This window comes from Neobacillus sp. GCM10027624 (assembly GCF_042675345.1).
Classification (GTDB): Bacteria; Bacillota; Bacilli; order Bacillales; family Cytobacillaceae; genus Neobacillus; species Neobacillus cucumis_D.
In genome coordinates, this window is sequence record NZ_JBHTHD010000033.1 from 140,930 (window position 1) to 166,469 (window position 25,540).

24 protein-coding genes and 1 riboswitch are annotated in these 25,540 nt (G+C 37.4%); of the genes, 10 read left to right on the top strand and 14 right to left on the bottom strand.

The genetic code is table 11. The annotated features are described in order from the left end of the window. Positions 1-2 precede the first annotated feature (2 nt). The 3 genes from ACFQZ9_RS30255 to ACFQZ9_RS30265 all read right to left on the bottom strand — a co-directional run bounded on the left by ACFQZ9_RS30255 (position 3) and on the right by ACFQZ9_RS30265 (position 3,194). Positions 3-929, bottom strand: coding sequence for an aldolase (locus ACFQZ9_RS30255; protein ID WP_498947039.1), 927 nt, complete (start codon positions 927-929; stop codon positions 3-5). Positions 930-1,086: 157 nt separating this feature from the next. After that, positions 1,087-1,239 carry a paeninodin family lasso peptide gene (locus ACFQZ9_RS30260; protein WP_498947040.1) on the bottom strand — a complete coding sequence of 51 codons (153 nt, stop codon included), beginning with the start codon at positions 1,237-1,239 and terminating at the stop codon, positions 1,087-1,089. Between the two features lie 14 nt (positions 1,240-1,253). Then, the gene (locus tag ACFQZ9_RS30265) at positions 1,254-3,194 is read right to left on the bottom strand and encodes an asparagine synthase-related protein (protein ID WP_498947041.1); all 1,941 of its coding nucleotides are present in this window, start codon (positions 3,192-3,194) and stop codon (positions 1,254-1,256) included. Positions 3,195-3,582: 388 nt separating this feature from the next. Next, positions 3,583-3,701: riboswitch (SAM riboswitch) on the top strand. Between the two features lie 84 nt (positions 3,702-3,785). On the opposite strand from ACFQZ9_RS30265, the gene ACFQZ9_RS30270 reads away from it, so the two are divergent. From ACFQZ9_RS30270 to metH, 4 genes are read left to right on the top strand one after another with little or no spacing between them, the layout of a single operon-like run. Then, entirely contained in the window at positions 3,786-4,907 is a 1,122-nt protein-coding gene (locus tag ACFQZ9_RS30270; protein WP_498947043.1) for a methionine biosynthesis PLP-dependent protein, read from the top strand. Next, positions 4,897-6,084: a cystathionine beta-lyase gene (gene metC, locus ACFQZ9_RS30275; protein WP_498947045.1), complete on the top strand. Its 1,188-nt coding sequence runs from the start codon at positions 4,897-4,899 to the stop codon at positions 6,082-6,084. The genes ACFQZ9_RS30270 and metC overlap by 11 nt, the downstream gene beginning before the upstream one ends. A gap of 2 nt (positions 6,085-6,086) precedes the next feature. Then, positions 6,087-7,952 (top strand): bifunctional homocysteine S-methyltransferase/methylenetetrahydrofolate reductase, encoded by a 1,866-nt coding sequence (locus tag ACFQZ9_RS30280; protein ID WP_498947047.1) that lies wholly within the window; start codon positions 6,087-6,089, stop codon positions 7,950-7,952. Beyond that, complete coding sequence (gene metH / locus ACFQZ9_RS30285; RefSeq protein WP_498947049.1) at positions 7,930-11,382, top strand: methionine synthase; 3,453 nt, start codon at positions 7,930-7,932, stop codon at positions 11,380-11,382. The genes ACFQZ9_RS30280 and metH overlap by 23 nt, the downstream gene beginning before the upstream one ends. A gap of 183 nt (positions 11,383-11,565) precedes the next feature. Here metH and ACFQZ9_RS30290 read toward each other — a convergent pair whose 3' ends face one another. The 10 genes from ACFQZ9_RS30290 to fliB all read right to left on the bottom strand — a co-directional run bounded on the left by ACFQZ9_RS30290 (position 11,566) and on the right by fliB (position 21,217). Then, on the bottom strand, positions 11,566-11,910 hold the full coding sequence (locus ACFQZ9_RS30290; RefSeq protein WP_498947051.1) for a helix-turn-helix domain-containing protein: 345 nt from the start codon (positions 11,908-11,910) through the stop codon (positions 11,566-11,568). A gap of 19 nt (positions 11,911-11,929) precedes the next feature. Further along, complete coding sequence (locus ACFQZ9_RS30295) at positions 11,930-12,877, bottom strand: hypothetical protein (RefSeq protein WP_498947053.1); 948 nt, start codon at positions 12,875-12,877, stop codon at positions 11,930-11,932. Positions 12,878-13,019: 142 nt separating this feature from the next. Then, positions 13,020-14,825, bottom strand: a complete 1,806-nt coding sequence (locus ACFQZ9_RS30300) for an ABC transporter ATP-binding protein (protein ID WP_498947054.1) — start codon at positions 14,823-14,825, stop codon at positions 13,020-13,022. Further along, entirely contained in the window at positions 14,822-16,021 is a 1,200-nt protein-coding gene (locus ACFQZ9_RS30305) for a nucleotidyltransferase domain-containing protein (RefSeq protein WP_498947056.1), read from the bottom strand. Before ACFQZ9_RS30305 ends, ACFQZ9_RS30300 begins: the two co-directional genes overlap by 4 nt. Positions 16,022-16,031: 10 nt before the next feature. Beyond that, the gene (locus ACFQZ9_RS30310) at positions 16,032-16,493 is read right to left on the bottom strand and encodes a lasso peptide biosynthesis B2 protein (RefSeq protein WP_498947058.1); all 462 of its coding nucleotides are present in this window, start codon (positions 16,491-16,493) and stop codon (positions 16,032-16,034) included. A gap of 16 nt (positions 16,494-16,509) precedes the next feature. Further along, positions 16,510-16,815, bottom strand: a complete 306-nt coding sequence (locus tag ACFQZ9_RS30315; protein WP_498947060.1) for a lasso peptide biosynthesis PqqD family chaperone — start codon at positions 16,813-16,815, stop codon at positions 16,510-16,512. Beyond that, on the bottom strand, positions 16,784-17,752 hold the full coding sequence (locus ACFQZ9_RS30320; RefSeq protein WP_498947062.1) for an aldolase: 969 nt from the start codon (positions 17,750-17,752) through the stop codon (positions 16,784-16,786). Before ACFQZ9_RS30320 ends, ACFQZ9_RS30315 begins: the two co-directional genes overlap by 32 nt. A gap of 97 nt (positions 17,753-17,849) precedes the next feature. Continuing rightward, positions 17,850-17,975, bottom strand: coding sequence for a paeninodin family lasso peptide (locus ACFQZ9_RS30325; protein ID WP_498947063.1), 126 nt, complete (start codon positions 17,973-17,975; stop codon positions 17,850-17,852). Positions 17,976-17,989: 14 nt separating this feature from the next. Continuing rightward, positions 17,990-19,909, bottom strand: a complete 1,920-nt coding sequence (locus tag ACFQZ9_RS30330; protein ID WP_498947065.1) for an asparagine synthase-related protein — start codon at positions 19,907-19,909, stop codon at positions 17,990-17,992. A gap of 81 nt (positions 19,910-19,990) precedes the next feature. Continuing rightward, positions 19,991-21,217 carry a flagellin lysine-N-methylase gene (gene fliB, locus ACFQZ9_RS30335; protein WP_498947067.1) on the bottom strand — a complete coding sequence of 409 codons (1,227 nt, stop codon included), beginning with the start codon at positions 21,215-21,217 and terminating at the stop codon, positions 19,991-19,993. A gap of 308 nt (positions 21,218-21,525) precedes the next feature. On the opposite strand from fliB, the gene ACFQZ9_RS30340 reads away from it, so the two are divergent. From ACFQZ9_RS30340 to ACFQZ9_RS30365, 6 genes are all read left to right on the top strand, one after another. After that, a complete protein-coding gene (locus ACFQZ9_RS30340; protein ID WP_498947069.1) occupies positions 21,526-21,945 on the top strand; it encodes a MarR family winged helix-turn-helix transcriptional regulator in 420 nt (139 codons plus the stop codon). 7 nt (positions 21,946-21,952) lie between these two features. After that, complete coding sequence (locus ACFQZ9_RS30345; RefSeq protein WP_498947071.1) at positions 21,953-23,152, top strand: MFS transporter; 1,200 nt, start codon at positions 21,953-21,955, stop codon at positions 23,150-23,152. Positions 23,153-23,221: 69 nt separating this feature from the next. Continuing rightward, positions 23,222-23,677: a hypothetical protein gene (locus ACFQZ9_RS30350; protein WP_232490056.1), complete on the top strand. Its 456-nt coding sequence runs from the start codon at positions 23,222-23,224 to the stop codon at positions 23,675-23,677. A 62-nt stretch (positions 23,678-23,739) separates the two neighbouring features. Next, on the top strand, positions 23,740-24,009 hold the full coding sequence (gene brfA / locus ACFQZ9_RS30355) for a ribosome rescue factor BrfA (protein WP_232490057.1): 270 nt from the start codon (positions 23,740-23,742) through the stop codon (positions 24,007-24,009). A 46-nt stretch (positions 24,010-24,055) separates the two neighbouring features. After that, positions 24,056-24,619, top strand: coding sequence for an FAD-dependent oxidoreductase (locus ACFQZ9_RS30360; RefSeq protein ID WP_198310302.1), 564 nt, complete (start codon positions 24,056-24,058; stop codon positions 24,617-24,619). Between the two features lie 19 nt (positions 24,620-24,638). Then, positions 24,639-25,022 (top strand): VOC family protein, encoded by a 384-nt coding sequence (locus ACFQZ9_RS30365; protein ID WP_198310303.1) that lies wholly within the window; start codon positions 24,639-24,641, stop codon positions 25,020-25,022. 39 nt (positions 25,023-25,061) lie between these two features. Here ACFQZ9_RS30365 and ACFQZ9_RS30370 read toward each other — a convergent pair whose 3' ends face one another. Beyond that, the gene (locus tag ACFQZ9_RS30370) at positions 25,062-25,532 is read right to left on the bottom strand and encodes a MarR family winged helix-turn-helix transcriptional regulator (RefSeq protein ID WP_198310678.1); all 471 of its coding nucleotides are present in this window, start codon (positions 25,530-25,532) and stop codon (positions 25,062-25,064) included. Positions 25,533-25,540 lie beyond the last annotated feature (8 nt).

The following is a 25,540-nucleotide window of genomic DNA, read 5'->3' on the forward strand; positions in this document are numbered from 1 at the left end:
AATCAATTCTCCTTGTTAATTTGACTTAGCATTATCGAAACCAATTCATTTGCTGTAAAAGAGTTTTTCGGTCTATGTAACTTGTACATATTGACCTTGTTAATGATTTTCGTTGAATTTGTAAAATGCCAATCGGTAAGACCCAGGTTTTGGATAAGTAAATTTCGGTAGGTATGGATTAATAGTGTTTGTAAGCAATAAAGTCCTTCAATTTGTTTAAACTCTATTTCCTCATTTTCTATTAATGTTAATTCGAATAAACCAGCAAGTGGCAGCGGCGCAGTTGAGAATTGACCATCAATTGGAATTGCAAACTTAGTTTCTCTTTGGTAAATAGGTCTAAATCCCTTATTGTCGATTCCAAACTCCATTAAACTTTCCTTCCAGAGTTTCTGCTGGGGATAAGATGGAATCACCATTGGTATATTATCCTTCGTAAAATAAACACCAATGATATCATCTGTTAACAACTGATATCCTTTATTTAGAAACGCAGATGCTAGAGTAGATTTTCCCGCTCCCGAATCTCCAATGATTCCATAGGCTTTTCCATTAATGGCAATTGCACTCCCATGTAAAGGATAAATTCCTCTTTGCATTAAAATTGCCCCCATGCAACTTCCCAATAAATAGAGTCGAATCACATCTTCTTTATATTCATTTAATGGCGATACAGTGATTCGACGTCCATCTTCGATAAGAAAAATAGCAATATCAGAAACCTTAAAGATAACCTGAGATTCATTAATTACAAATCTGCTTTTCGAATTAGATAATTCTAACCATAAATTTGATAAATCCCTTAATTCTATTTCTATATCTATAGAGTCTCCGTAGCTATCAACAACTAGTAATTCAGGGAAATGGATTTTACTTCTTAACGAAAACCCAAAGGCCCTATAGATTACTTCATTCGCAACTTTCTCCATCAATTCCACTCCAATGAATCCTTAATTATATAAAAAGCCCTTATATCATCTGTGTATAAGGGCCTTTTATGTAGGTTGTATCAATTCCGACTAGATAAGTTTTATAGACATAGAATAAATACTTTTACCTTATAGTGCAGTCCATTTTTCTACTCATTTAGCTCATAGAATCTAAATGATTACCTTGAGAATCTGTAGGTATTTGTGTTTGTTGGGACCAGTCAGCATCATATACACTTCCGTCTGCACTGTGCATAGTCATCTTTACATCTAACATTTCAAGTACTGGACTTTGCCATTCTTTTTTCATGTGATCACCTCCTTTCAAAAATATTTTTTTATTAATCGATACACTATAACAGTTCGCATTAAAATTCTATAATCGGGGTCAGCCATACTTTCTATCCTTAGCCCATTTTCACTCTTAACCAAAGCTGACCTTATTACCTTTTCGTTTAAAAATTCCAATACATATGAATCTTTCAGAATTTCTTTAACTTCTTCAAGAAGCATATTCCAATTAGGATTCATACGGTGGAGCCAATCTGCACCTTGGATTCCTCTGATACGCTGATTTAGCCTAATTTGATCTGGTAGAATATTTTCTGTTGACCTCCGAATAAGTGCCCTATCTAACCCGTTATGAACAAATTGATCTTCCGGTAAAGAAAAACAATAATGCGTCACTCGAATATCATTTGTAGGATCGCGTTTCCAGAGCTTATAACGCAAAGATAGTTTAGCATTAAATGTACTACCAGAGTTCCAAGCAGCAATATCCTCGAAAACGGTCCTTCTTTGCTCAAAAATATTTTGAGTGGATAAGTTGCCTGTGTCATCAATTCCATACTCTTTTAATTTCGTAAAAACTGCCATCCTCTCGGCGAACTCTGAATTAATTAGAATCGGAAATTTTACTTCTTTCCCTTTTTGTACCATTTTATTAAGAAAAGGAAAGCCACTTCTAACAATATCAGGGAGCAAACGAAATCTGGCACCCCCAGTTTTCATACTATAAAGTTGTATCTCTTGAAATAGACGCAGCCATTTAAACCTTTTTAAAAGAATCGCATAAAAATCTAGAGCTGAGCCCCACGATATCGTCGAATTACCTTTATCACCATTTAAGAGAATTCCAACACCTTTTTCATGCGCCTTCTCAAATATCCCCCTTAACCAGAAGGAGTTCTCTGCAAATTTGTATGGCATTTCCATCACTTCAAGGTATTCATCGATTTCTGTATAAGAGCTTCTCCCCTCAAAATCATAATAATGATCTGAGATTCCTCCTACATATTCAACCGTTTTCTTTATAAACGGCCGTTCATCCGGCATTAATTGCTTATGTGTGAAATCGACAAAATCCTTTGGAGGGATATAACTAAAGGTATGTAATGTCTTATTTTCCTTTTGCAATTCTTTTGCAGCAAACCCTACAATTGCTCCAGAATCCAGTCCACCACTTAATTGAGACCCAATTTCACGAAACGTTCGTAACCTGCAGTTAACTGCTTTTTGAAAGACCTCTTGAAATGCCTCTACATATTCTTCATCTGACTTTAATTTTAATTTTTCCTTTGGGGTAAATGTTCCATATCTAATTAGATTAATTGCTCCTTCTACAATTGATACTGTGTGAAATGGAGGTATTTGTTCTATATTTTTAAAAGGAGTCATATGAGCATCGACCGTATCAAACATTCCAGCAATGGCTAAAAATTCGGCAAAATAATTTTCATTTAACTTTTTCTCAATATAGGGCAAAGACATTAAAGGTTCGATCGTTGTGCAGAAGGTGAAACGTGAATGATTCCTAAAATAGTAAAGTGTCCTATATCCCGAAGGGTCCCTAGCCCCAAATATTTTTTGTTCCCTCTCATCCCAAAGAACAAAAGCAAAATCCCCAACCAAATACTTCGGTGAATCCTCTCCCCACTTATCATAAGAAAGCAGAATAAGTTCACTATCAGTTATGGCTTTTTGTTTTGATTTTTTGATCTGCAGTTTTTCAAATAATTCTTCCCGGTTATCGATAATCGCATCAGCCGTAATCGCCAGCTTTCTTTCCTCATCATAATATGGAAGCTTCTCGCCAATCGATTCCGGTGTAATCCACTGTGCATGGCAGCCAAGAAAGACTTTGTCACTATGCCAGATTTGAACATCATCGGCTGGATATTTTTCTAATTCTTTCATCATTCTCCTGCCATGTTCAAGATTAATAGGTTCATCGTTAAAGTGAAAAATACCAGCAATAGCACTCATCATTTCCTCCTGCCAAACCTTAAATTAAAAATTTTATTTATATTCCTCAATATCGAAAACTCCGATATAATATATTCTCTAAATCGAACACCTAGAACATAGGAATCCATTGGGGTCTATATAACTAACACCCCCAAGTTTATTATTGTCAAAAACCATTCACATAGCGGATTAGACTATTTACTAGGCTAAATTATGTATTTCTTCAAGTTCTTTATTAAGAACAAATTTGTATCTTAAAATTACCATCTCTTATGTTTAGTGTCAACTACTTTCAAAAAATATTTTTAGAAAATTTAGTAGTTAAGGCCTACGAAACTTTTTAAAAAACAAATTGACACCATCAACAATTTGTAGTAAATTTTATAAATAATCCAAATAATTTAATTTCTTATCAAGAGAGGTAGAGGGAATGGCCCTAAGACACCTCAGCAACCTTCAATGGCTTCGTTCATTGAAAAGGTGCTAAGTCCTGCAAATTACCATTAATAATTTGCGAGATAAGAAGAATGACATATGTGAGCGTCTGACAAAGGTCTTCTTCTTAAAGAAGACCTTTTTTATTTTATTTAAAAAATTGGAGTGGTCATCATGTACAAAATTGAAACGAAACTTGCTCAAATTGGAAACCGCAGCGAAACCGTAACAGGAACCGTTAATCCACCGGTATATTTCTCTACCGCCTTCCGTCACGAAGGAATCGGCCAATCGACCGGATTTGACTATATCCGTACCGGAAACCCAACACGCCAGCTGCTTGAAAAAACAATTGCCGATTTAGAAGGCGGCGATCAAGGCTATGCCTGCAGCTCCGGAATGGCTGCCATCTTGACAATTCTTTCTTTATTCCAATCCGGTGACGAATGGATAGTCAGCGAAGACCTTTATGGCGGGACCTATCGCATATTGGAACAAGGTTATAAGAAATGGGGCTTAACTGCTCAATATGTAAATACCTGTTGTCCGAGTGAGATTGAAAGTAAGATTACCCCTAAAACAAAGGCCATCTTCCTTGAAACTCCGACAAACCCTCTTATGCAACAATCAGATATCGCCGCTGTTTCTGAAATTGCCAAGAAACACGGGATTTTGCTGATTGTCGATAATACATTTTACACCCCTCTCTTACAGCAGCCGATCCTGCTTGGGGCAGATATTGTGATTCACAGTGCGACCAAATATCTAGGCGGTCATAACGATGTGCTCGCAGGACTCGTTGTTGCAAAAGGACAAGAATTATGTGAAGCCCTTGCCTTCCATCACAATGGTGCCGGTGCCGTGTTGAGTCCATTTGATTCCTGGCTGTTAATGCGGGGAATGAAAACATTATCGCTCAGAATGAAGCAGCACGAGAAAAATGCGAAGCAACTTGTGGAATATCTCTCCAACCATGAAGATGTCAAGGATGTCCTTTACCCTGGGAAAGGTGGAATGCTTTCTTTCCGAGTAAAAGAAGAATCATGGGTGAATCCATTCTTACAAGGACTATCTTTGATTACCTTTGCAGAAAGCCTTGGCGGTACGGAAAGCTTCATTACTTATCCAGCAACACAAACACATGCAGATATTCCTGAGGAAGTTCGTTTTGCCGCAGGTGTCGATAACTGTTTACTTCGTTTCTCGGTTGGAACTGAAGATGCGGAAGATTTAATTAATGATTTAGAAAAGGCCTTTGCCAATATTCATGAAGGAGTGATCATCAATGGAAAATAAAGACATTTGTTTTGAAACCCTGCTTTTGCATAATCGTCATAAAATTGACCCGGCTACCGGTGCGGTAAGTGTACCTATTCAGCATGCTTCTACTTTTCACCAATATGATATCGACCAATTCGGGAAGTATGACTACAGCCGCAGTTTAAATCCAACTCGTGAAGCACTCGAAGATGTTATTGCTGAATTAGAAGGCGGAGTAAAAGGATTTGCTTTTTCCTCCGGTATGGCTGCGATTTCCACAGCTTTCCTTCTCCTTTCTGCCGGAGACCATATTGTCATCACAGAGGACGTATACGGTGGAACATTTCGGATGGTGACACAGGTCCTTACACGTTACAGAATTGAACATACCTTCGTTGATATGACGAACCTGAATGAGGTAAAGGCGGCAATCCAGCCAAATACAAAAGCTTTTTATGTAGAAACTCCTTCGAATCCGACTTTAAAGGTTACAGATATTAAAGCAGTAAGTGAATTAGCAAAGGAAATTGGAGCGTTAACATTTGTTGATAATACATTTTTAACACCAGCATTACAAAAACCATTGGAACTTGGTGCCGATGTTGTACTGCATAGTGCTACTAAGTTTTTATCAGGACACAGTGACGTTGTTGCAGGTCTTGCTGTAGTAAAGGATACAGAGCTTGCTCAAAAACTTGGATTTTTACAAAATTCCTTTGGAGCAATCCTTGGTGTCCAGGATGCATGGCTTGTTTTAAGAGGGCTGAAAACTCTTCATGTTAGACTCCAGCAATCTCAAAACTCAGCTATTAAACTAGCGGAATATCTAAATTCGCACCCGCTCGTTAAAGCAGTCTATTATCCTGGTCTTAAGGAGCACCCAGAGTATCAACTGCAAGCATCTCAAGCAGAGGGTCCTGGAGCGGTATTATCATTTGAATTAAATGATGAAGCAGAATTAAGAACTTTCGTTTCTAACGTTAAATTACCTGTTTTTGCCGTCAGTCTTGGAGCGGTTGAATCGATTTTATCCTATCCGGCGAAAATGTCACATGCTGCAATGCCACAGGACGAAAGAGAAAAGCGCGGGATCACGAACAGCCTGCTCCGTCTATCCGTAGGACTCGAAAACCCGGATGATTTAATCAAAGATTTTTCGCAAGGCTTCGCGCAAATACGCCATGAACAATTAGTGCTGCAGCAAGGAGAATGACAATGAGCTTTTTAGACAAATTGAAAAATCAAATCTTGATCGCTGACGGTGCGATGGGAACGCTGCTCTATTCCTTTGGAAAGGATTCTTGTTTTGAGGAGCTGAATCTCTCCCACCCCGAGCAAATCCAACGTATTCATAAGGCATATGTCGAGGCCGGGGCGGACGTCATTCAAACGAACACCTATGCAGCAAACTATTTAAAACTTGTGCGGTACGGACTAGAAGACTCGGTAAAAGAAATTAACAGTGCCGCAGTGTATAACGCAAAGTTGGCTGCAGGGCAGGGTGCTTATGTGCTAGGAACAATTGGCGGCAATCGTGGAATTAAGCCGGATTCGATAACCATAGAAGAATTAAAACGGAGCTTTCGCGAACAGCTTTATTGCCTCCTACTAGAAGGGGTAGATGGTTTACTGCTCGAAACCTTTTATGATTTGGAAGAATTAGAAACGGTTTTAACCATTGCAAGGAAGGAAACAAAACTTCCCATCATTGCTCAAGTTTCACTGCAAGAGCCTGGGATTCTTCAGGACCGGACCCCTGTCAATGATGCGTTAAGAAGATTGGAAGGACTTGGGGCGGATGTAATTGGACTGAACTGCCGGCTTGGCCCGCACCATATGCTTCTCGCTTTGGAGCAGATTGAACTCCCGGAACATGCCTTTTTATCTGCTTATCCGAATGCAAGCCTTCCTGCTTATACGGACGGAAAGTTTCATTATGAAGGAGATGCCGATTATTTTCGGAAGTCAGCTCAAGCCTTCCGTAACGAAGGAGTACGCCTCCTTGGCGGATGCTGTGGCACAACGCCGGAACATATCAAAGCTTTTGCTTCGGAATTAAAGAATGCTGTTCCAATTGTCGAAAAAGTTGTAAAATTAAAACCAAAGAAAATAACGATTGATGATCGAACCCCTGAGAGAGAATATCCTCCTCTTGAAAAGGTTGTAAAGGAACGGCCATCAGTTATCGTAGAATTAGATCCTCCTAGGAAATTAGATTCTATTACTAAGTTCTTTGAAGGCGCAATGGCATTAAAGAAAGCCGGAATTGACGCGATTACACTTGCAGACAATTCCCTTGCCACAGTAAGAATTGCAAACGAAGCATTAGGTTACCGTGTGAAAACGGAATTAGGAATGCGGCCGCTGATTCATCTTTCATGCAGGGACCGCAATATTATCGGCTTACAATCTCATTTAATGGGGCTTCACACCCTCGGGATGAATGATGTCTTAGCCATAACAGGCGATCCAGCTCGAGTCGGAGATTTTCCGGGAGCTTCTTCCGTATACGATGTGTCTTCATTTGAACTGATTCAAATGATTAAACAGTTGAACGAGGGCCTGTCCTTTTCTGGCAAAGATCTTGGGCAGAAAACTGATTTCAGTATTGCTGCAGCCTTTAACCCAAATGTCAGAACCCTTGAAAAAGCGGTAAAACGTTTGGAGAAAAAAATCGAATATGGGGCAGATTACTTTATCACTCAGCCTGTTTTTTCAGAGGAAAAATTAATCGAGGTCTATGAAAATACGAAACATCTAAGTGCACCAATCTATATCGGCTTAATGCCGCTTACAAGTAGTAAAAATGCTGAGTTCCTTCATAATGAAGTCCCTGGAATCAAAATTGCCGATTCGATACGTGACAGAATGGCAAGGTTGAATGATCAACCGCAGCAGGCAGTTCGCGAAGGAATTGAGATAACGAAATCATTAATTGATACAGCATTAGATTTATTCAATGGGATTTATTTGATCACGCCATTTTTACGATATGAGATAACAGCTGAGCTGGCAGCCTATACGAACCAGCGCGCGAACGAAATTAGGGGGAACTTCTATGTCGAAAGCACCATTCAGTGAACAATTACAAAAACGAATTCTTGTCATGGACGGCGCAATGGGAACCATGCTTCAACGCGCTGACCTAAGTGCCGAAGATTTTGGCGGGGAAGAATATGAGGGCTGTAATGAAAACCTGAATTTAACTGCACCAGCGGTGATTGAAAATATCCATCTCGAATATCTTAAGGCTGGGGCAGACATTATCGAAACAAACACATTCGGAGCAACTAGCATCGTTTTAGATGAATATGAATTGGGCTATAAAGCCTTTGAATTGAATAAGGTTGCCGCGCAAATTGCCAAAAAGGCAGTAGATGAGGTATCTACTTCTGATTGGCCGCGCTATGTTGCTGGTTCAATGGGACCAACAACGAAAACATTAAGTGTGACCGGGGGAACCACCTTCGATGAGCTTGCTGCCTCATACGAAGAGCAGGCAGTCGGCCTAATTGACGGTGGAGTCGACCTTTTGCTCCTTGAAACAAGCCAGGATATGCTGAATGTGAAAGCTGGCTTCATCGGAATCTCCAGGGCTTTCGAAAAAACAGGCAAAACGTTGCCATTAATGCTCTCAGGAACCATTGAACCGATGGGTACCACACTTGCAGGTCAAACGATTGAATCGTTCTATATCTCGGTTGAACATATGAAACCCGTTGCCGTTGGCTTAAACTGTGCAACCGGCCCAGAATTTATGCAGGACCATATCCGATCTCTTTCGGGTCTCGCAACCACTGCTATTAGCTGTTATCCAAATGCGGGGCTGCCAGATGAGGAAGGTCATTATCATGAAACACCAGAAACCTTGGCAAAAAAACTTTCTGACTTTGCAGCACATGGCTGGCTGAACATTGTCGGCGGCTGCTGTGGAACGACTCCTGAGCATATTCAGGCAATTGCTGATGCAATGAAAAATTATCAACCGCGTGAACTGAAGTCCTCCTCCGTCCATATGGTCTCGGGAATTGATCCGTTTATTTACGATGATCCTACCTTACGCCCGATCATGGTTGGGGAAAGGACAAATGTTATCGGTTCCCGCAAATTCAAACGGTTAATTACCGAAGGCAAATTTGAGGAAGCATCGGAAATTGCCCGTGCCCAGGTAAAAGGCGGCGCACATGTTATCGATATTTGTCTTGCCGACCCTGACCGTGATGAAATCGTCGACATGGAAAAGTTTATTAAAGAAGTAGTTAAAAAAGTAAAAGTTCCACTTGTAATCGATTCAACCGATGAAAAAGTCATTGAAAGAGCGCTTAAATATTCCCAAGGAAAAGCCATCATCAATTCGATTAATCTTGAAGATGGAGAAGAGCGCTTTGAAGCTGTCGTGCCATTGATTCACAAGTACGGTGCTGCTGCTGTAGTAGGAACCATTGATGAAAAAGGCATGGGGGTAACAGCAGAACGAAAGCTTGAAATTGCAAAACGCTCCCATGACATACTTGTTCATAAATATGGTTTAAAATCAGAGGACATTATTTTTGATCCGCTTGTATTCCCGGTTGGAACGGGTGATGAACAATATATTGGGTCCGCAAAAGCGACAGTAGAAGGAATTCGGTTGATTAAAGAAAACCTTCCTGGAGTTCAAACCATTCTTGGAATTAGTAATGTTTCATTTGGACTTCCTCCAGTTGGAAGAGAAGTTTTAAACTCCGTATTCCTTTATCATTGCACACAAGCCGGATTAGATTATGCCATTGTCAATACGGAAAAGCTTGAGCGGTTTGCTTCCATTCCTAAGGAAGAAGTCGAAGCAGCTGAAAAGCTGTTATTTGACACGACAGATGAATCATTAGCCACCTTTACTGAAATGTACCGTGGTAAAAAGAAAGAAGCTAAATCTACCCTTCCTGATATGACCTTGGAAGAACGACTCGCTTATTATGTTGTCGAAGGAACAAAAGAAGGCTTGCTGCCGGATTTAGATCTAGCGCTTGCTAAATACCCTGCTCCCCTTGATATTATTAATGGTCCTTTAATGGAAGGCATGAGCGAGGTTGGCCGTCTTTTCAATGACAACCAATTGATTGTTGCCGAGGTGCTGCAAAGTGCTGAAGTCATGAAGGCTGCCGTTACCCATTTAGAGCCGCATATGGAAAAAGGCGATACCTCTGCCTCTAAGGGAAAAGTGATTTTAGCAACAGTCAAAGGCGATGTTCACGATATTGGGAAAAACCTTGTCGATATTATTCTCGGCAATAATGGCTATCAAGTCGTCGATTTAGGAATCAAAGTTACCCCAGCAGATCTGATTCAGGCGATTCGAAAAGAGCAACCAGACATCGTTGGATTATCCGGCTTATTAGTTAAGTCCGCCCAGCAAATGGTCTTAACCGCACAGGATTTAAAGGAAGCGGGCATTTCTTTACCAATTTTGGTTGGTGGTGCCGCCCTTTCTAGGAAATTTACTGATACAAAAATTTCCAAAGAATACGATGGTCTTGTTCTTTACGCAAAAGATGCAATGACTGGCTTAGCACTTGCTAATCAAGTACAAACTCCTGAGGAACGCGAAAAGTTATTGGAAGAAAGACAGGAAAAATTGGCCGCTGCGGAGGTTGTTCACGATTTCAGCCATCTTCGTACAACAAGTGCTGTTGCTGTAAAAGTAAAACCAGCCATTTCAACCAATGTTCCCGTTTTTGTTCCTAAGGATACGAAACGCCATCTTTTACGTTCCTATTCGCTTTCACATATTGAACCGTATATCAATATGCAAATGCTGCTTGGACATCATCTTGGGGTAAAAGGCAAAATTGCTAAATTAGTTGCCGAAAAAGATGAAAAAGCTCTGAAGATCAAAGGGATTGTGGATCAATTACTCCAGGACGCAAGTTCAGAAGGCTGGATTACTCCTGCAGCTGTTTATCAATTCTTCCCTGCTCAATCAGAGGGGAATAAAATTTATATTTATGATCCAGAAAATCCGGAGCAAGTAATTGAAACGTTTGATTTTCCTCGTCAGGATTCTGAGCCGCATCTATGTTTAGCTGATTTTGTGAAATCAGTGGAGAGTGGCGAAAAGGATTATGTAGGCTTCTTTACGGTTACTGCCGGCAGGGGCATTCGTGAAAGAGCAGATCAATTTAAAGCAGAAGGCCGCTTTTTAGAAAGCCATGCCCTTCAGGCGCTTGCTTTAGAGTCTGCTGAGGGATTTGCGGAGTTAATCCACAGGCAAATGCGCGATCGCTGGGGATTCCCTGATCCACTTGATTTTACGATGCAGGACCGGTTTGCTGCAAAATATCCGGGACAGCGTTTTTCCTTTGGCTACCCTGCCTGTCCGGATTTGGAGGATCAAAAGAAATTATTTAGATTAATTCAGCCGGAGGATATCGGCATTCAGCTTACTGATGGCTGCATGATGGAACCAGAGGCTTCTGTCTCGGCGATGGTATTTGCTCATCCGGAAGCAAGATATTTTAATGTGTTGAAATAGAGTTTATTAGAAGTCCCGATGGGTCAATGATGATCCTCGGGATTTTTTTAGTTTCCCTACTTGACTTCAATCCCTTTGGTTTCAATTTTAATTCATAAAAATAAAAAGCCTATCCTTTTTGATAGACTAAATTTTATTAACGGGAAAATAAGTTACTAATTTATTGCCAAAACTTCAGGAGTACTACTTAAACAATTTTGGAAATAGTTGCTTTATCGTGTTGCCGTTTTTGTAAAAAAAGTCATCCCGAATTTTCTCATTAATTGCTTGCCATAGCATGATCTCATTATCTGACATCTCCCTTTCTTGAGGTTCTACTTCATCTAGAAAGGTGGTGAAATAATCTAACGGCACTCGGAAGTATCTCGATATATTCGTCATTATTTCAAATGAGATTGATTTTCTTACCCCATTTTCTATCATACTTAGATATTGAACAGTTATTCCTGTTCCTTTAGCTACGTCTTCTAATTTCAGTTTTCTTTCCAGCCTTAACCTCCTTAACTCTTGCCCTAACGGTGTGGTCAATGGGATCTCCCCCTTTCGATTATTCTAGATCCTGTTCTTGTTTTAACGTAATAATGTAGTACCAACTAATTATCGCTTCAAGCAGTGTTACAATTACTTCTTCCAATTGCTTTGATATGTGGAATAATGTTCTTAATCTATAATGAATTGTTTCATGAATAAGCGTTTGCAGTTGTTCAGGAAAGTCCAGTTTCTCATCTATAAAAATGAACATTTTTTTCGGATAGCAGGCACCTTTTATTTCACCTAAATCAGTAATGCAGACTTGAAACTTATATTTTCCTTCTAATTTTTTTACGACTGCTTCAAATTGCTTTTGATTAATCCCCATAAATTTCCGATGAAGGAAACCAATAAATGTATAGTAAGATAAATATAATATTAATATTAGATTTACAACAAATTTACCGAAAAATGAAAGGATCGGGAAAATAAATAAGATTTCAAATACCATAGGACCAAAAGTATCTAGTAAGAATTTTGTCGAGATCTTACCTGTTTCCAAATAAAGATAAACATATCGGAGTAATAATGTTAATAATAGCAGCATTAAAAGAGTAATAAGACGCGCGAGATAGTCTTTTTCTGTATATTCATTATAGTATTCATTCATTAATACGATTACAATTATATTAATAGATAGTGTGACAGTATAGTGGCTCATCCTAACTCTTGTTCTACTAATTAATATGAAAAGAAAATCTGCCAAAAGGTAGATTAAACCATAAACCATAGAATACCGATCAAAAATGATTAAACCTATGATAACAGTACTAAAGGAGTATCCAAATCCTGAAAAAACCTTTATATTGATACGGTCAAAAATGACCATTATACATAGGAAAACAACTATATTCCATTCAATTTCATCTGGAACTTTTGCGAAAAAATACATTAAAATGACAGCAATAAGTCCAAACATAATCTGAAGATAGTGCTCTCGTGCTTTTTCTTTGTACCTTCCCATCTAGTTTCCTCACCTTTTTGTTTTTTCACCTTCCTTAATTTTATATTAATTTAAAAGAGGAAATTTTCCAATAAAAAAGGGAAATTTCATTTTTGTCTGAAATTCCCTGAATGGTCATTAATTATGAAAGTTAGAATCTGAGTTATAGGCTGGCCTTCATTTGGTTTCTTAAAAGATGGCTAAATATCCCTTTTCTTTCACGTTCCAGTTGACTGAATCCACCGGTTTGAACAATTCGCCCCTGATCTAATACAATTACTTGATCTGCATTTCGAATGGTTGATAGACGATGGGCAATCACAATGATGGTTGTTATACCCTTTAGCTTCTCTAATGCTTCTTGAATCTTTGCTTCATTCTCAGTATCCAGTGCACTTGTTGCTTCATCCAAAATTAAGATTTCCGGTTTTCGTAATATGGCTCTTGCAAGAACAAGTCTTTGACGTTCTCCTCCTGAAAGCCTAACTCCCCGATCACCAATATGTGTATCTAAACCTTGAGGAAGCTTCCTAACAAATTCTGCAGCAGCAGCAAATTCAAGAGCCTCCCAAAGCTGTTTTTCGTTAGCTTCAGGCTCTACCAACAACAGGTTTTCTCTTATGCTAGCATTAAATAGAAAAGGTTCTTGAGGAACATAACTAAGCGCACGCCTCCATGCTTTGACATTACCACCCGTTAACGGGATACCATCTAAAAATACTTGCCCTTTTTCCGGTTGTAAAAGCCCCATCAATAAATCTATTAAGGTACTTTTTCCTGCACCAGATTTTCCTACAATTGCAGTCATTTTTTTTGAAGGGATAAATAAATTCAAATCGGCAAGTGCATACTCAGCTACGCTTTGATTATAACGAAAATATGCCTGTTTGCATTCAATTCCATTTTGAATTGGGATAGATTTTAAATCATCTTTAATTGTTTCCTCATTTATAGTTTCCAATGCTTCTTTACACTCAATTTGCAATTTCATTAGCTTTTTAAACGATGGCGTAAGGGAGGCAATTTTTTCTATACTAGATTGTATTCCGGTAATCCGCGGCCATAACCTTGAGAAAATAATAATAATAAATAGAAATTGCTGTGGCTTGGCGTTAAACATTTTTACGGAAAGGAATATAAAACAAGCGATTAAAATGGCCGATGCGATTTTATAAAAGAGTTGGGAAGAAGTGCTTATGACTATATGTTCAACCTGTTCATCTACCATATGTTTCGTTAAAGTTTTAAACCAAAACAAGTGAGCCTTTTCTAATGTGTTGCTCTTAATATCCTTAATCCCATTCATTTGATCAGTAATTCCGGCTAAATAGTTTTGTGCTAACTCAGAGGTTTGGCTTCCTAATTTTCTGGATTTTTTTATATATTTCCGTGAAAAAAGCGAAAGTATAGAACCACAAAATACAACAAGCACGGTAATACTTGGAGATAACCAAAATGCAAAACAAATCTGAACGGAAGTAAAAATAGCAGAGGATAAAAACTCTAAACAAATATTCGTCCCTGAATGAACACGTGCAATTTCCATCGTTAAAAAGTTAATAAGATCTGACTTTCTTCTTTTCACAAAAAAACTCCAATTTGCATTTAATAAGGCTTCATATGTCTCTACTCTTAATTGCCGTATAAATTCGGTTTGAATTCTTACATTTCTTATGGTTAGTTTCCTTTGAAATACGTTTTGGCAGACACTTAACAAAACATAAACAATTAGTATAGCTGGTAAACTCAATGCTTCAGGTAAATCTTGAAGTAATTTAATAAATGGAGTAAGAGAAGAAATCCCTCCTGTTTTACTTTGTAATATTCCACTAAGAGAAATCAGAGAAACTAATAATATAATGCCGATACCTTCAATTAAGCTTAAAAAAACGATCCCTATAAGATTTGCATAAAGAATAAAACCACCAAAGGAGGTTAAACGTTTCATAAAATAAATGACTTGTTTCATTTTAAGCTCCCCTTAAGCTGACGGGTACCTCTTGTTTTCCTCCACAAACATAATACTGGACGTAACGGAAAATACATAAAATGAAGAGGCTCGGGTAATGGAAAAGTTTTGGTATCAATTGGGTAAGGAAAAAGAAGACTCATTATATATAAACCTTTTTGTTGAAATGACATGATTGAAAATAGATATTTTTGATGAAATTTAGCTACGTGGCTAGGAATAGGTTCCGTGTGTAAATTAATTTTTTCTTCAAGATAAAATAAAGTATCTCTAGCTAAATTTAATGACCTGTTTTTGTATAATAGCGGTTCAAAAGGTCGAATTAATGGTGTATTAAGTAACTCAGAAGCCAAAAGAAGTGTTTGGCCAGCAATATGTAGATAATGATATTCCTTTAATAATGTAATAAGCTTATGCCAATCTAACGGCTGTTTACTTAATTGATTAATGTCTAACAACCATCGAAGTCGTGACCAGCCGTGTCTTGCTCCATGTGTAATAAGAAACAAAAATAAATCCTCATTACCTAATAAGAATATTGGGAAACGAGTTAGCGTACTTTTTTGCCTTCTTTTCCACAATTCGTCAAAGCCGGGTTCCTTTGAAGGTCCGGGATTCAGTCTCCAATGGATTTCAACTTTCAGATTTTTCTCAGAGTGAAGATAGGTGACATGGTGATGCCTCCATTTCCAATCATTTAAAACCGTTTCAATATAATCGTTTTTCTCGTAACCATTTTCTTTTAAGAGATGATCAACCTTATCCAAATCGGTGATCGGAATAAGCAAATCTATGTCACTGGAAGTACGAAGTGATAAATCTCCATATAGGGCGGCTGCAAGGACGGGACCTTTTAAAAGCAGCGTCCTTATATTATGATCATAAAATAACCTGCAAATGTTCTCCATTTCTCCACTTAAATCAAGCATTCTAAATGTATTTTTCAGATAACTCTTATGTAGGCTATCTATAACTGATTTGGGAATCGATTCGGAGCCTGTTTTTTTTAACTTGGAATAAATTATAGGATAAATACGGTGATGTTTAGACAAGGCTAGGAATTCATTCCAGTCAATTTCAGAATCTAAGGTTACGTTAGGTAGTGGGTTTTGATTCGTGTCTGTTTTTAATATTTCCAGCAATAACTTCATTTCTTTAGACAGCCGAGATATTTTTCGCTTCAATTTTTCAGGCATGATGTTCTCCTTAAGCTTTTCTTTCAAATATCCTTGAAAATTTCCCTACCACCGTAAATCCATCCATTACATCAGCCCCCGTAACATAAAATGAACCGCTGCGGAGCCATGCATGAGCAATCATTTTCCCATCCTCATCTTTTGCAATTCCTAAATAAAGTGTACTGGCTATTTGACGTCTTTCCAGCATTTTCATTGCGGCAATTGCTCTAACGAGACATTTACTTTCCCAAAAAGTATGATGACCCGTCACCTCAATCACATGATAAATATTCTTTAGTATCGAATCGTTAGACTCAATTTGATTAAACGGTGTTTCAGCCATCTGGATACCAAGGAAAGGAGAAACCTTTGAAAAGGGAATTATTATAAGAATTCGGGCAATCCCCAGATAAAAAAAAGCCTCTAAAAATAATAACTTTGATTTAATATCTAATAAAAGAAATTTTTTCACCTTCGTAACAATCGCCATCATCTTCCCTCTATTTTTACAATGAGTCCATTTCTTCTACCTGAATTAAATTACGATTCAATAAAACTTCTAAAAAAGAAATAACCTGATTTTCACAATCAGTTTTTTCAACTTGGTAGTATGACATAAGGTTATCAATCAATTGATTAACAGCAATTGGCTGCTCGATTTGTTCCCAAATCCTTCCTCCCACTTCACCTAAATTGTAGTACTTTCCATTTAAAATACTTAACATCACTTTTTCCCCATCCATATCACTTACAATATTTCCACTTCCCTGAACTACTATATTATTTAATGAAATAGTGTGATTTTTTATCATGATTATGTTCCTCCCTATATATAGTATCTAGTATTAAAGAAGCTAACTTAGGAGCCGTAAAACTTACTTTTGGCCGGCGTAATTGAAAAATATATATTTCCTTTAAAATTTTTACCGATTCTGCAAAATGCCAATCCATTAAACCTAATCTTTGGATAATAAAATTCCGATAGGTATGGTAATATAAAGTCTGTATTCGTTCCAGCTTATGAATTGGTTGAATTTCTATGGTTCCAACGTCTGATTTTGTCAATTCAAATACACCTGCAAGTGGTAAAGGCTCTTGAACAAACGAAGTGGTTAACGGGATAGAAAATTTCTCCTCCCTGCCACATATAGGCTTATACTTCCTTGATTCCATTCCCAGTTTTCTTAAGCTTTCAAGCCAAAGCTTTTGTTGGGGATAAGCAGGCAACACCATTGGCACCTGGGGATGTTGAGAGAATGAAATCGGAATGACATCGTCACTTAACAATTTATATCCTCTTGTTAAAAACTCAGCTGCAAGCGTTGATTTACCGGCACCAGAATCTCCTACAATCGCATATGCTTTACCATCAATTACAATTGCACTGCCATGTAATGCATATGTTTTCCTTTGAATAAGAATGATTCCCATACATGTACCAAGGATGAATAATCTAATCCTATCTAATTCAGATTCAATAATTGGTGATACAAAGATTCTTTCTCCGTTCTGTATATAAAATATCGCTTCAGAAATTTTAAACATGATAAACTCTTCCGTAATGACAAAACGTTCATTTTGAACCGAATAACATTCCCACATATCCGATAAATCTTTGAATTCAATCGTGATATCCGCCAAATCATCTTGAATGGATAATTGGGGCAATTCCCGCAAAGGAATTTCACTTAACAAAGTTAATCCGAATGCTTTATAGGCTTTTTTTTCAACGATTCTATTATTTATCATAAATTCCCCACCGTGAAAAATATTTGAGTTTTAAGATTGCCCTTATACTCATTTTGTATAAGGGCAACAAAACTTCAATCAAACTATAAATTTGATGCTAGGATCCAAGATTATCACTATCATCTCCACCTTGAACGCCATCCTGAGCCTTTGCACTCTTACCTTGCATTGTACGATTAATGTTCAATTCTTCTAGTATTGGTGTTTTCCATTCATTTTTCATTTACTCACCCCCTTTCAAGCAAACTTTTGTAAAAACCGAGAGACGATTAAACTTCTCATTAAGAAAATAAAATCGTTATCAAATACATCTTCAGGCCGTGGTTTATCTCTAATTCTCGAAATAGCATTCGCTATGAATTCTTTGTTAAAAAACTCTGACACAATAGTGTCATTATTCATTTGTTGGAGTTCATCGATAAAATCTTCCCATTGGTCCGTCATACGATGTATACCATCTGCCCCCTGGATGCCTCGTATCCTAAAGTTAAGTCTCACTTTATCTGGAATATAACCACTTGAAGTTCTTCTAATCAGAGCCCTGTCCCATCCATTTTGAACAAATTGTTCATCTGGTAACGATAAACAAAATCTAATCAGTCGGAGATCATTCGTAGGATCCCGATCCCATACTTTGTGACGTAAGGAAAGTTTTGTGGCATAAGTCCCATTAATGTTCCAATGGAACAGCTGTTCAAAATTTTTATTTCTAAATTGATGCCAGCTTAATGAATTATTTAAATCTAATCCCTGTTCACGGATTCTTTCAAAGACTTTTGTTCTTTCAGCAAATTCATCATTGATTAATTGCGGATCCTGTCCAGGTGTCGTTAATTCAGTGGGAAATAGCTTCCTTTTAATAGCAGATAAGATACGAGATTTTGATACCCCTCTATTTTTACTAAACAACTGCACCTCTCGATAAAACTGGACCCATTTTAACTTTTTTAAGAGAGAAATTTGGTATTCAAGGGCATTCCCCCAAGAAATGGTTGTGTTTCCTCGTTGCCCATTTAAGAGAACGCCGACTTGTTGTTCATGCGCTTTCTCAAAAATCCCTTTTAGCCAGTATGAATTAGCATAAAATTTATAGGGCATTTCCATTGTTTCAAGACAATCATCTATTACAGTAAGAGGACTATTTCCTTCAAAACTCAAATAATTGTCTTTGATATTACCTATGAATTTTATTGTTTCTTGAATATATGGTCTCTCATTAGCCATACGATTTTTTGATGTCCAATCTATAAAACTATCTACTGGAACATAGCTAAATGTATGTAAGCACTTATTCTCCTTATGCAGCATAGGAGCAGCAAAGCTAACCACGGAACTTGAATCCAAACCACCACTCAGATGTGCTCCAACATTATGGTGGGTACGTATTCTAGCCGAAACTGCTTGTTGAAATACTTCACGGAATGCATCTTCATATTCTTGATTGGATGATAACTTTAATTTCTTACCTTCTTCCGGTAATGTACTATATCTTTTTAATTCGACTCTTCCATCTGAAATGGTTATGGAATGAGAGGGTGGCAATTGTTCAATGCCTTTATAGACGGTAGAGTAAATATCAACAGCATCCACCATTGTAGGAATTGCAAGAAATTCTGCCAGCCATTGTTCATTGAGGACTTTTTTTACATTTGGCAAAGAAAATAAAGGTTCGATTGTTGTACTGAACGCAATATAATGATTATTCTTGAGGTAATAAAGAGTCCGGGCTCCGGAAAAATCTCTTGCACCGAAAAGTTTTCTTTTCCTTTCATCCCAAATCATAAAGGCAAAATCACCAATTAAATATTTCGGAACATCCTCTCCCCATTTTTCATATGCTAGTAAAATTAATTGACTATCCGTCATTGTTTTTCTAGATAATGAGTCAACATGTAACCGTTCAAACAACTCACTTCGATTGTCTACTATGGGGTCCGATGTTATGGCCATTTGTCTTTCGTCATCATAGAAAGGTAATTTTTCATTTATTGATTCAGGCGTAATCCACTGAGCATGGCATCCAAAAAATATATTCTCCTTATGCCAGGTTTGAATATGATCCGCAGGGAACTTCTGAAAATTCTTCATTAAAGTCATACCGAGCTCAGTGTTACTTACACTTCTATCAAAGTGATAAATTCCTGTTATCGCGCTCATGTTTTTCTTCACACTCCGATAATGAAAAAACGCTATTTGTTCTTAATAATGAACACACAAGCAGTATTATACGATTAGGTTCTAATTTTTGATTAGTATTGCCATAAAAGGTAATGAGGAATAGTTATTTTCTTTTAAATACTTTCTAAATCGAGTTAATTCACTTGGAGCATGTTCGACCACCCTTGAAAAGGATTGAATCAGTTTTAAAACATGATCCGTATTAAAAGCTTCCTTATGGTATCCCATCATTCCTATTAAATGCATTTTTACAATAGTATAATGTGTAATTAACAATATATAATCATCATAAACATTCCTTTTAATTGGAAAAACGTTTTTAAATACATAATTCACTAAAAAATTTTCTAAAATGTATTCATATTTGTTCATAAAAGGTTGGTAATAATTTTGGTAAGCTGTATTATAAAGGTCAATACTGTCATCCTTTAAATCTATGTTCGTATATTTAATTCCTTCAAGGGATTCCATTAGACATTGCAGGTAACGTTTATCTTTAACCCCAGAAAATAGTCGAATATTGATCAAGCTTCTGCCTATTTCTAACTGTTTCCTGATATTAATCGGAAATCCTATTAACCTTTCATAAATTAAACCACTCTTTATTAAATGATTATAGTGGATCAGTTGATTTGGTATTTCTTCTACCCTATTTGTTTTTATATGATCCTTTAAATTAGCAAATAACATCCCAAGAATGATTAATCGGTCGGACAAAGAATAGTTACGATTTTGTAACAGCTTAATTGTAAATTTACGCAAATCTAAAAAATATGGCATATCTTTGTGTGAAGACTTCAGATTCTTTGTATCTATTTGATTGACTATTATGTGACGTTCTTCAACAGATTCTTCCACTTCTTCAAAGGTAATTCCATTCGGATTAAGCAATGCTAATCGGGCAACCTCTGGACAAGATACCGTTCCAGATTTCTCGTAAATGCCATTTATAATATTTGAAACACGTGGATATGTTACACATAGATTGGAAAGGAACTTTTCCCCCATACTTTTATGAATACCGCATAATTTGCTTTCAGTAAGATGAGGGCAGGATGCATCAGAATCTCTTAAAATAATCTCTGCATAATGTTCCCTTGTTGCCCCGGTATCAAACTTTTTTAAATACGGCAAAAAGGATTCTTTCAGATCTTCTGTACCTTCATACTTCTTATATGTATTTTCATCAACAGTTATCTGCCAACCAGAGCAACATGTATCTTCACATGCCGATCCAATACATGAAAACTCTCGCATATATTGAGGAATTAATACGGTTCGTTTCACTATATCTTTTCCTTTCCGCAAAATCCGTTCTTTCAAAATTAGGACTTTGTTCTCAATAAAGAATTTAACTAAAGTTTAATTCTTCAATATGAAAATGTCAATAATAATAAAAAAATATATTAATAACGTATAAAAACTTGTGGATTCACTAAACAATCGTTTATCTTCCCTAACCTTATAATCTGTCAATTCATTATTATTTATGGGTACATATTCCCATTGGTTAGCAATCCTTGACATTTCCTCTAAACAGGCATATAGTTACCTAGGTAACTAATTTATGATTTTGATCTGGAGTGACTTTCTAAATGTATAACCACGAACTTTTCCATACTCTTCACCAGCTATCCAGACATCTAACCAATAAATTGAATGAAGTCTTGAAGCCAATGGGTTTATATGGTTCACAGTGGGCCGTTATCTTTGTTTTAAAAACAAAAGGCTCCTTAACCCAGAAAGAACTATGTGATTATTTATTCGTTGAAGCCCCTCCAATGACACGCACAATCCAAAGACTAGTCAAGCAAGGGTATGTAAGACAGGTTCCGGGTAAAGACAAACGTGAAAAACATATTCAATTAACGGATACAGCTTTAAATGAATATCCAAACTGGGAACGGGCCGTAACGGAACAAAACAAATTGTTATTAAAGCATCTTCCTGAAACATCTCAGAAAGAACTATGCACGATTCAAATTGACTGGTTACATAAACTTTTAAAGGAGTGATTTCCACATGTCGAAACCGAAATTGTGGACAAAGGATTTTATTAGTATATCCCTAAGCAACTTTTTTCTGTTTTTAACTTTTTATATTTTGCTAGTGACTCTTCCTATTTTTGCGTTAAAGGAATTTCACAGCAGTGCCTCACAGGCAGGATTAATGACAACCGTATTTTTGCTCTCCGCCATCATTTCGCGTCCGCTTGCAGGACAATGGCTAGAACGTGCAGGGAGTAGAAAGGTATTGTTAACTGCTTTAATCATTTTTGCAGGTGCCTCCCTCTTTTACTTTTTTCCGAAATCAATCACCGGCTTTCTGGTGATTCGGCTATTGCATGGAATTGGCTTCGGTATGGCAACAACTGCGGCTGGGACGATTGTGGCTGATCTGATACCTTCCTCACGTAGGGGTGAAGGAATGGGTTACTTTGTGATGTCAATCAACATGGCTATGGTATTAGGGCCGTTTCTAGGATTGCTAGCCATTCAGCAATGGGGCTCTAGTTGGTTGTTTACTTTAACACTAGTCGTTGCAATTGGTGCCCTTCTTACCGGTCTTAGTATTAAACTACCGAAAAAAGAGCAGCAAGTTGAACCGACAGTACAATCTTCCTTTTCTGTACGGAATTTATTCGAAGCATCTGCTGTACCGATCTCGATTGTTGGCGGCTTCTTAGCCATCGTCTATTCGGCGCTTCTTTCCTTTGTATCCGTTTATGCGAGCGAAATACACCTGGCAAATGTAGCAAGTCTATTCTTTGTGGTCTACGCTGCTTTCTTATTGCTTTCAAGACCTTTTACTGGAAAATGGTTAGATCAATATGGATCAAACGTTCTTTTCTATCCATGCATCATCCTTTTTGCGATTGGGCTTTTGGTACTAAGTAAAGCTGATGGAGCGTTTACCTTCCTCCTTTCAGCTGCTTTAATCGGGCTAGGATGGGGAACATTATTTCCAACCTTCCAAACGATTGCGATTCAAGATGCAGCTCCGAAAAAACGTGGATTGGCTACGGCTACTTTTCTATCAATCTACGATACTGGTATTGCCCTTGGGTCATTTTTCATCGGATTAGTTGCCGCAAAAATGTCTTATAGCTCATTATATTTCTTATGTGCTTTCTATGTTTTAATTGGTGCGGTACTCTATTATTTCTTTCATCATGCAAAGAAACGGGATTCATCACCTAATTTAAAAAGCCAGGAGAATTAATGAACTTTCGAATACATTAAGATTGCATTTTTTGGAAAACTAAGCTTTAAAAAGTGAGGTTTGCTCCAGATGATTCCTAATGTAATTCGAATTGCTCAGCTGATTGCACCATGGTTTTCAATCGTTTTTCTTCCGAAAAAATCATTTAATCAATATTTGCCTGTTTCTCTTTTTGCTTCCTGCTTAGTAATTGGGATGTGTGCTTTAGCGGCTCCCTTTCGATGGTGGGAGGTAAAAGGAGGAATCAGGTTTAAAATTTTTAATGATTTAACTTTTATCTTTGGACCATTTATCGTTGGAACCTTATGGATCTTCCATTTTACCTTTGGCAATTTAAAGCGTTTTTTTATCGTGAATTTAATCATCGACGCATTGTTTTCTTTTCCGGTAAATTATTTATTCCAAAGGTTAAACTTATATAAGTTAGTAAAATTTAAACCCACCTATATTTTCTTATCCTTCATTGGCTTTTCTTTTATCATTTATGGATTTCAACTTGTGAACAAGCGTGCATTTTTAAAATAAATCTACTCCATTCTTGGTCTATTGTAATATAATAGATGAAACCAACCTAAGGAGTGATTTCGATGGCAAAATCAAAGGCCAAAAAGCTGCGCGAAAAAATGGAACGTGAAGGCAAGCTGAATCCTGATTTAAAACGGAGCCCCTTTGTGTTCGCAGATATGAGAACAAGAACAACCAAAACGAAAAAAGATTGCTTATACAAAAACAAGTACAAGAACCATTATTCCACTGAAGGAAGAGATGGTTCTTTTTATTTTACTCGGAAATGGACATACTTCTATAGGAAAGACTTCGATTATAGAGCAGTTTGTTTTACAATATTTTGTATTTAAGTTAATCTAAATAAGAATTATTATAATTAAAATTGGAGGTATGTGTATGTTTGATGTAGTGATCGTTGGCGCAGGTGCAGCTGGAGCAAGTGCTGCTCTATTTACCGCAAAAGCTGGAAAGAAAACATTGGTTGTTGACAATGACAAAAGCATGACAAAACGTGCTTGGATTGAAAATCATTATGGTGTAGCAGAAATCACAGGTCCAGATTTAATTGAAATTGGTAAAAAACAAGCAAGTAAATTTGGTGCTGAACTGGTTCAAGCAACAGTAAGCAATATCGTTAAAACAGATAATGGCTATAAAGTGGAAACTGACGGTGAAAGTTATGAAACCAAGCATGTCATCATTGCTACTGGCGCGTTAGTTAATCTTGCTGAAACAGTTGGCTTAAAAACAAAGCCAGGTACAGAGCCAAGAATTAAAACGGTTCTAGATGTAACTGCTGAAGGAAAAACAAATCTAGATGGGATTTGGGCAGCCGGAACAGTTGCTGGTGTGAGTGTACATACGATCATAACTGCTGGTGACGGAGCAAAAGTTGCCATCAATGTAATTAGCGAATTAAACGGCGAACGCTACGTTGACCATGATGTCTTAAAGTCATAATCTTAGGGAGAAAACGAAAATGCCGGGAAAGAAAATTGACCATGTGGGGATTATGGTAAAAGACATTGATGCATCCATCAAATTCTATCAAGAAATCGTGGGAATGGAGCTTAAGGATAAATTCATTCATTCTGATGAGACGATGACCTTGGCCTTTCTCGGTTTCAATGGTTCCGATGAAACGGAACTAGAGTTAATTCAAGGTTATAATGACAATCTCCCTCAAGAAGGCAAAGTGCATCATTTTGCTGTGCTAGTGGATGATATCGAAGCGGAATTTGAGCGTATTAAAGGATTAGATGTGAAGTTAATCGATGAGGAAATTACCATTCTTCCAAACGGATACCGTTATTTCTTTTTTCACGGACCCGAAGGTGAATGGGTTGAATTTTTTCAAAGATAAGAATTTTATGAGGAGCTCATTCATAGAGCTCCTCTTTTTTTAGGCTTCCGAGCGGCTAGTCCGTTGGATCTCTTTTTCATGGATGGCAATTGTTTTTTCTAAAAAGTCACTGATTAATGCCAGCTGCTCTTCATTATAATGAGAACAGAGCTCCATCATCGATTTGTTTAAAGGTAAGAAATGCTCTTTAATGGAGCACTGATTTTCTTTTACTGGTACAATAATGACCCGTCGGCGGTCGTTCGGATCCTTCTCCCTCCTGGCATATCCTGCATGCTCGAGCCGATCAATAAGAGCTGTAACGGACCCCGTACTCAGACCGGTTACCTTACTTAATTCCCCTGCCGTAAGCGGGCCTGCTTCATTCAGAATATCCGCTGTTTTAAAATCAGTATGAACCAAGCCAATTGAATGGGCTGCAGTTTGTTGGAATAGAACCATTCTTGTGCTCAGTTTCCGCAAATTTTTTATAAGAGTCTTTATCGTATCAGGATGATCAAATAAATCCATTGACATGT

What these genes read in the sequence shown, in the direction of transcription:
- ACFQZ9_RS30255 (WP_498947039.1), bottom strand. Translation starts at nt 929, where the DNA reads ATGGAGAAAGTTGCGAATGAAGTAATCTATAGGGCCTTTGGGTTTTCG.
- ACFQZ9_RS30260 (WP_498947040.1), bottom strand. Translation starts at nt 1,239, where the DNA reads ATGAAAAAAGAATGGCAAAGTCCAGTACTTGAAATGTTAGATGTAAAG.
- ACFQZ9_RS30265 (WP_498947041.1), bottom strand. Translation starts at nt 3,194, where the DNA reads ATGAGTGCTATTGCTGGTATTTTTCACTTTAACGATGAACCTATTAAT.
- ACFQZ9_RS30270 (WP_498947043.1), top strand. Translation starts at nt 3,786, where the DNA reads ATGTACAAAATTGAAACGAAACTTGCTCAAATTGGAAACCGCAGCGAA.
- metC (WP_498947045.1), top strand. Translation starts at nt 4,897, where the DNA reads ATGGAAAATAAAGACATTTGTTTTGAAACCCTGCTTTTGCATAATCGT.
- ACFQZ9_RS30280 (WP_498947047.1), top strand. Translation starts at nt 6,087, where the DNA reads ATGAGCTTTTTAGACAAATTGAAAAATCAAATCTTGATCGCTGACGGT.
- metH (WP_498947049.1), top strand. Translation starts at nt 7,930, where the DNA reads ATGTCGAAAGCACCATTCAGTGAACAATTACAAAAACGAATTCTTGTC.
- ACFQZ9_RS30295 (WP_498947053.1), bottom strand. Translation starts at nt 12,877, where the DNA reads ATGGGAAGGTACAAAGAAAAAGCACGAGAGCACTATCTTCAGATTATG.
- ACFQZ9_RS30300 (WP_498947054.1), bottom strand. Translation starts at nt 14,825, where the DNA reads ATGAAACAAGTCATTTATTTTATGAAACGTTTAACCTCCTTTGGTGGT.
- ACFQZ9_RS30305 (WP_498947056.1), bottom strand. Translation starts at nt 16,021, where the DNA reads ATGCCTGAAAAATTGAAGCGAAAAATATCTCGGCTGTCTAAAGAAATG.
- ACFQZ9_RS30310 (WP_498947058.1), bottom strand. Translation starts at nt 16,493, where the DNA reads ATGGCGATTGTTACGAAGGTGAAAAAATTTCTTTTATTAGATATTAAA.
- ACFQZ9_RS30315 (WP_498947060.1), bottom strand. Translation starts at nt 16,815, where the DNA reads ATGATAAAAAATCACACTATTTCATTAAATAATATAGTAGTTCAGGGA.
- ACFQZ9_RS30320 (WP_498947062.1), bottom strand. Translation starts at nt 17,752, where the DNA reads ATGATAAATAATAGAATCGTTGAAAAAAAAGCCTATAAAGCATTCGGA.
- ACFQZ9_RS30325 (WP_498947063.1), bottom strand. Translation starts at nt 17,975, where the DNA reads ATGAAAAATGAATGGAAAACACCAATACTAGAAGAATTGAACATTAAT.
- ACFQZ9_RS30330 (WP_498947065.1), bottom strand. Translation starts at nt 19,909, where the DNA reads ATGAGCGCGATAACAGGAATTTATCACTTTGATAGAAGTGTAAGTAAC.
- ACFQZ9_RS30340 (WP_498947069.1), top strand. Translation starts at nt 21,526, where the DNA reads ATGTATAACCACGAACTTTTCCATACTCTTCACCAGCTATCCAGACAT.
- ACFQZ9_RS30345 (WP_498947071.1), top strand. Translation starts at nt 21,953, where the DNA reads ATGTCGAAACCGAAATTGTGGACAAAGGATTTTATTAGTATATCCCTA.
- ACFQZ9_RS30350 (WP_232490056.1), top strand. Translation starts at nt 23,222, where the DNA reads ATGATTCCTAATGTAATTCGAATTGCTCAGCTGATTGCACCATGGTTT.
- brfA (WP_232490057.1), top strand. Translation starts at nt 23,740, where the DNA reads ATGGCAAAATCAAAGGCCAAAAAGCTGCGCGAAAAAATGGAACGTGAA.
- ACFQZ9_RS30360 (WP_198310302.1), top strand. Translation starts at nt 24,056, where the DNA reads ATGTTTGATGTAGTGATCGTTGGCGCAGGTGCAGCTGGAGCAAGTGCT.
- ACFQZ9_RS30365 (WP_198310303.1), top strand. Translation starts at nt 24,639, where the DNA reads ATGCCGGGAAAGAAAATTGACCATGTGGGGATTATGGTAAAAGACATT.
- ACFQZ9_RS30370 (WP_198310678.1), bottom strand. Translation starts at nt 25,532, where the DNA reads ATGGATTTATTTGATCATCCTGATACGATAAAGACTCTTATAAAAAAT.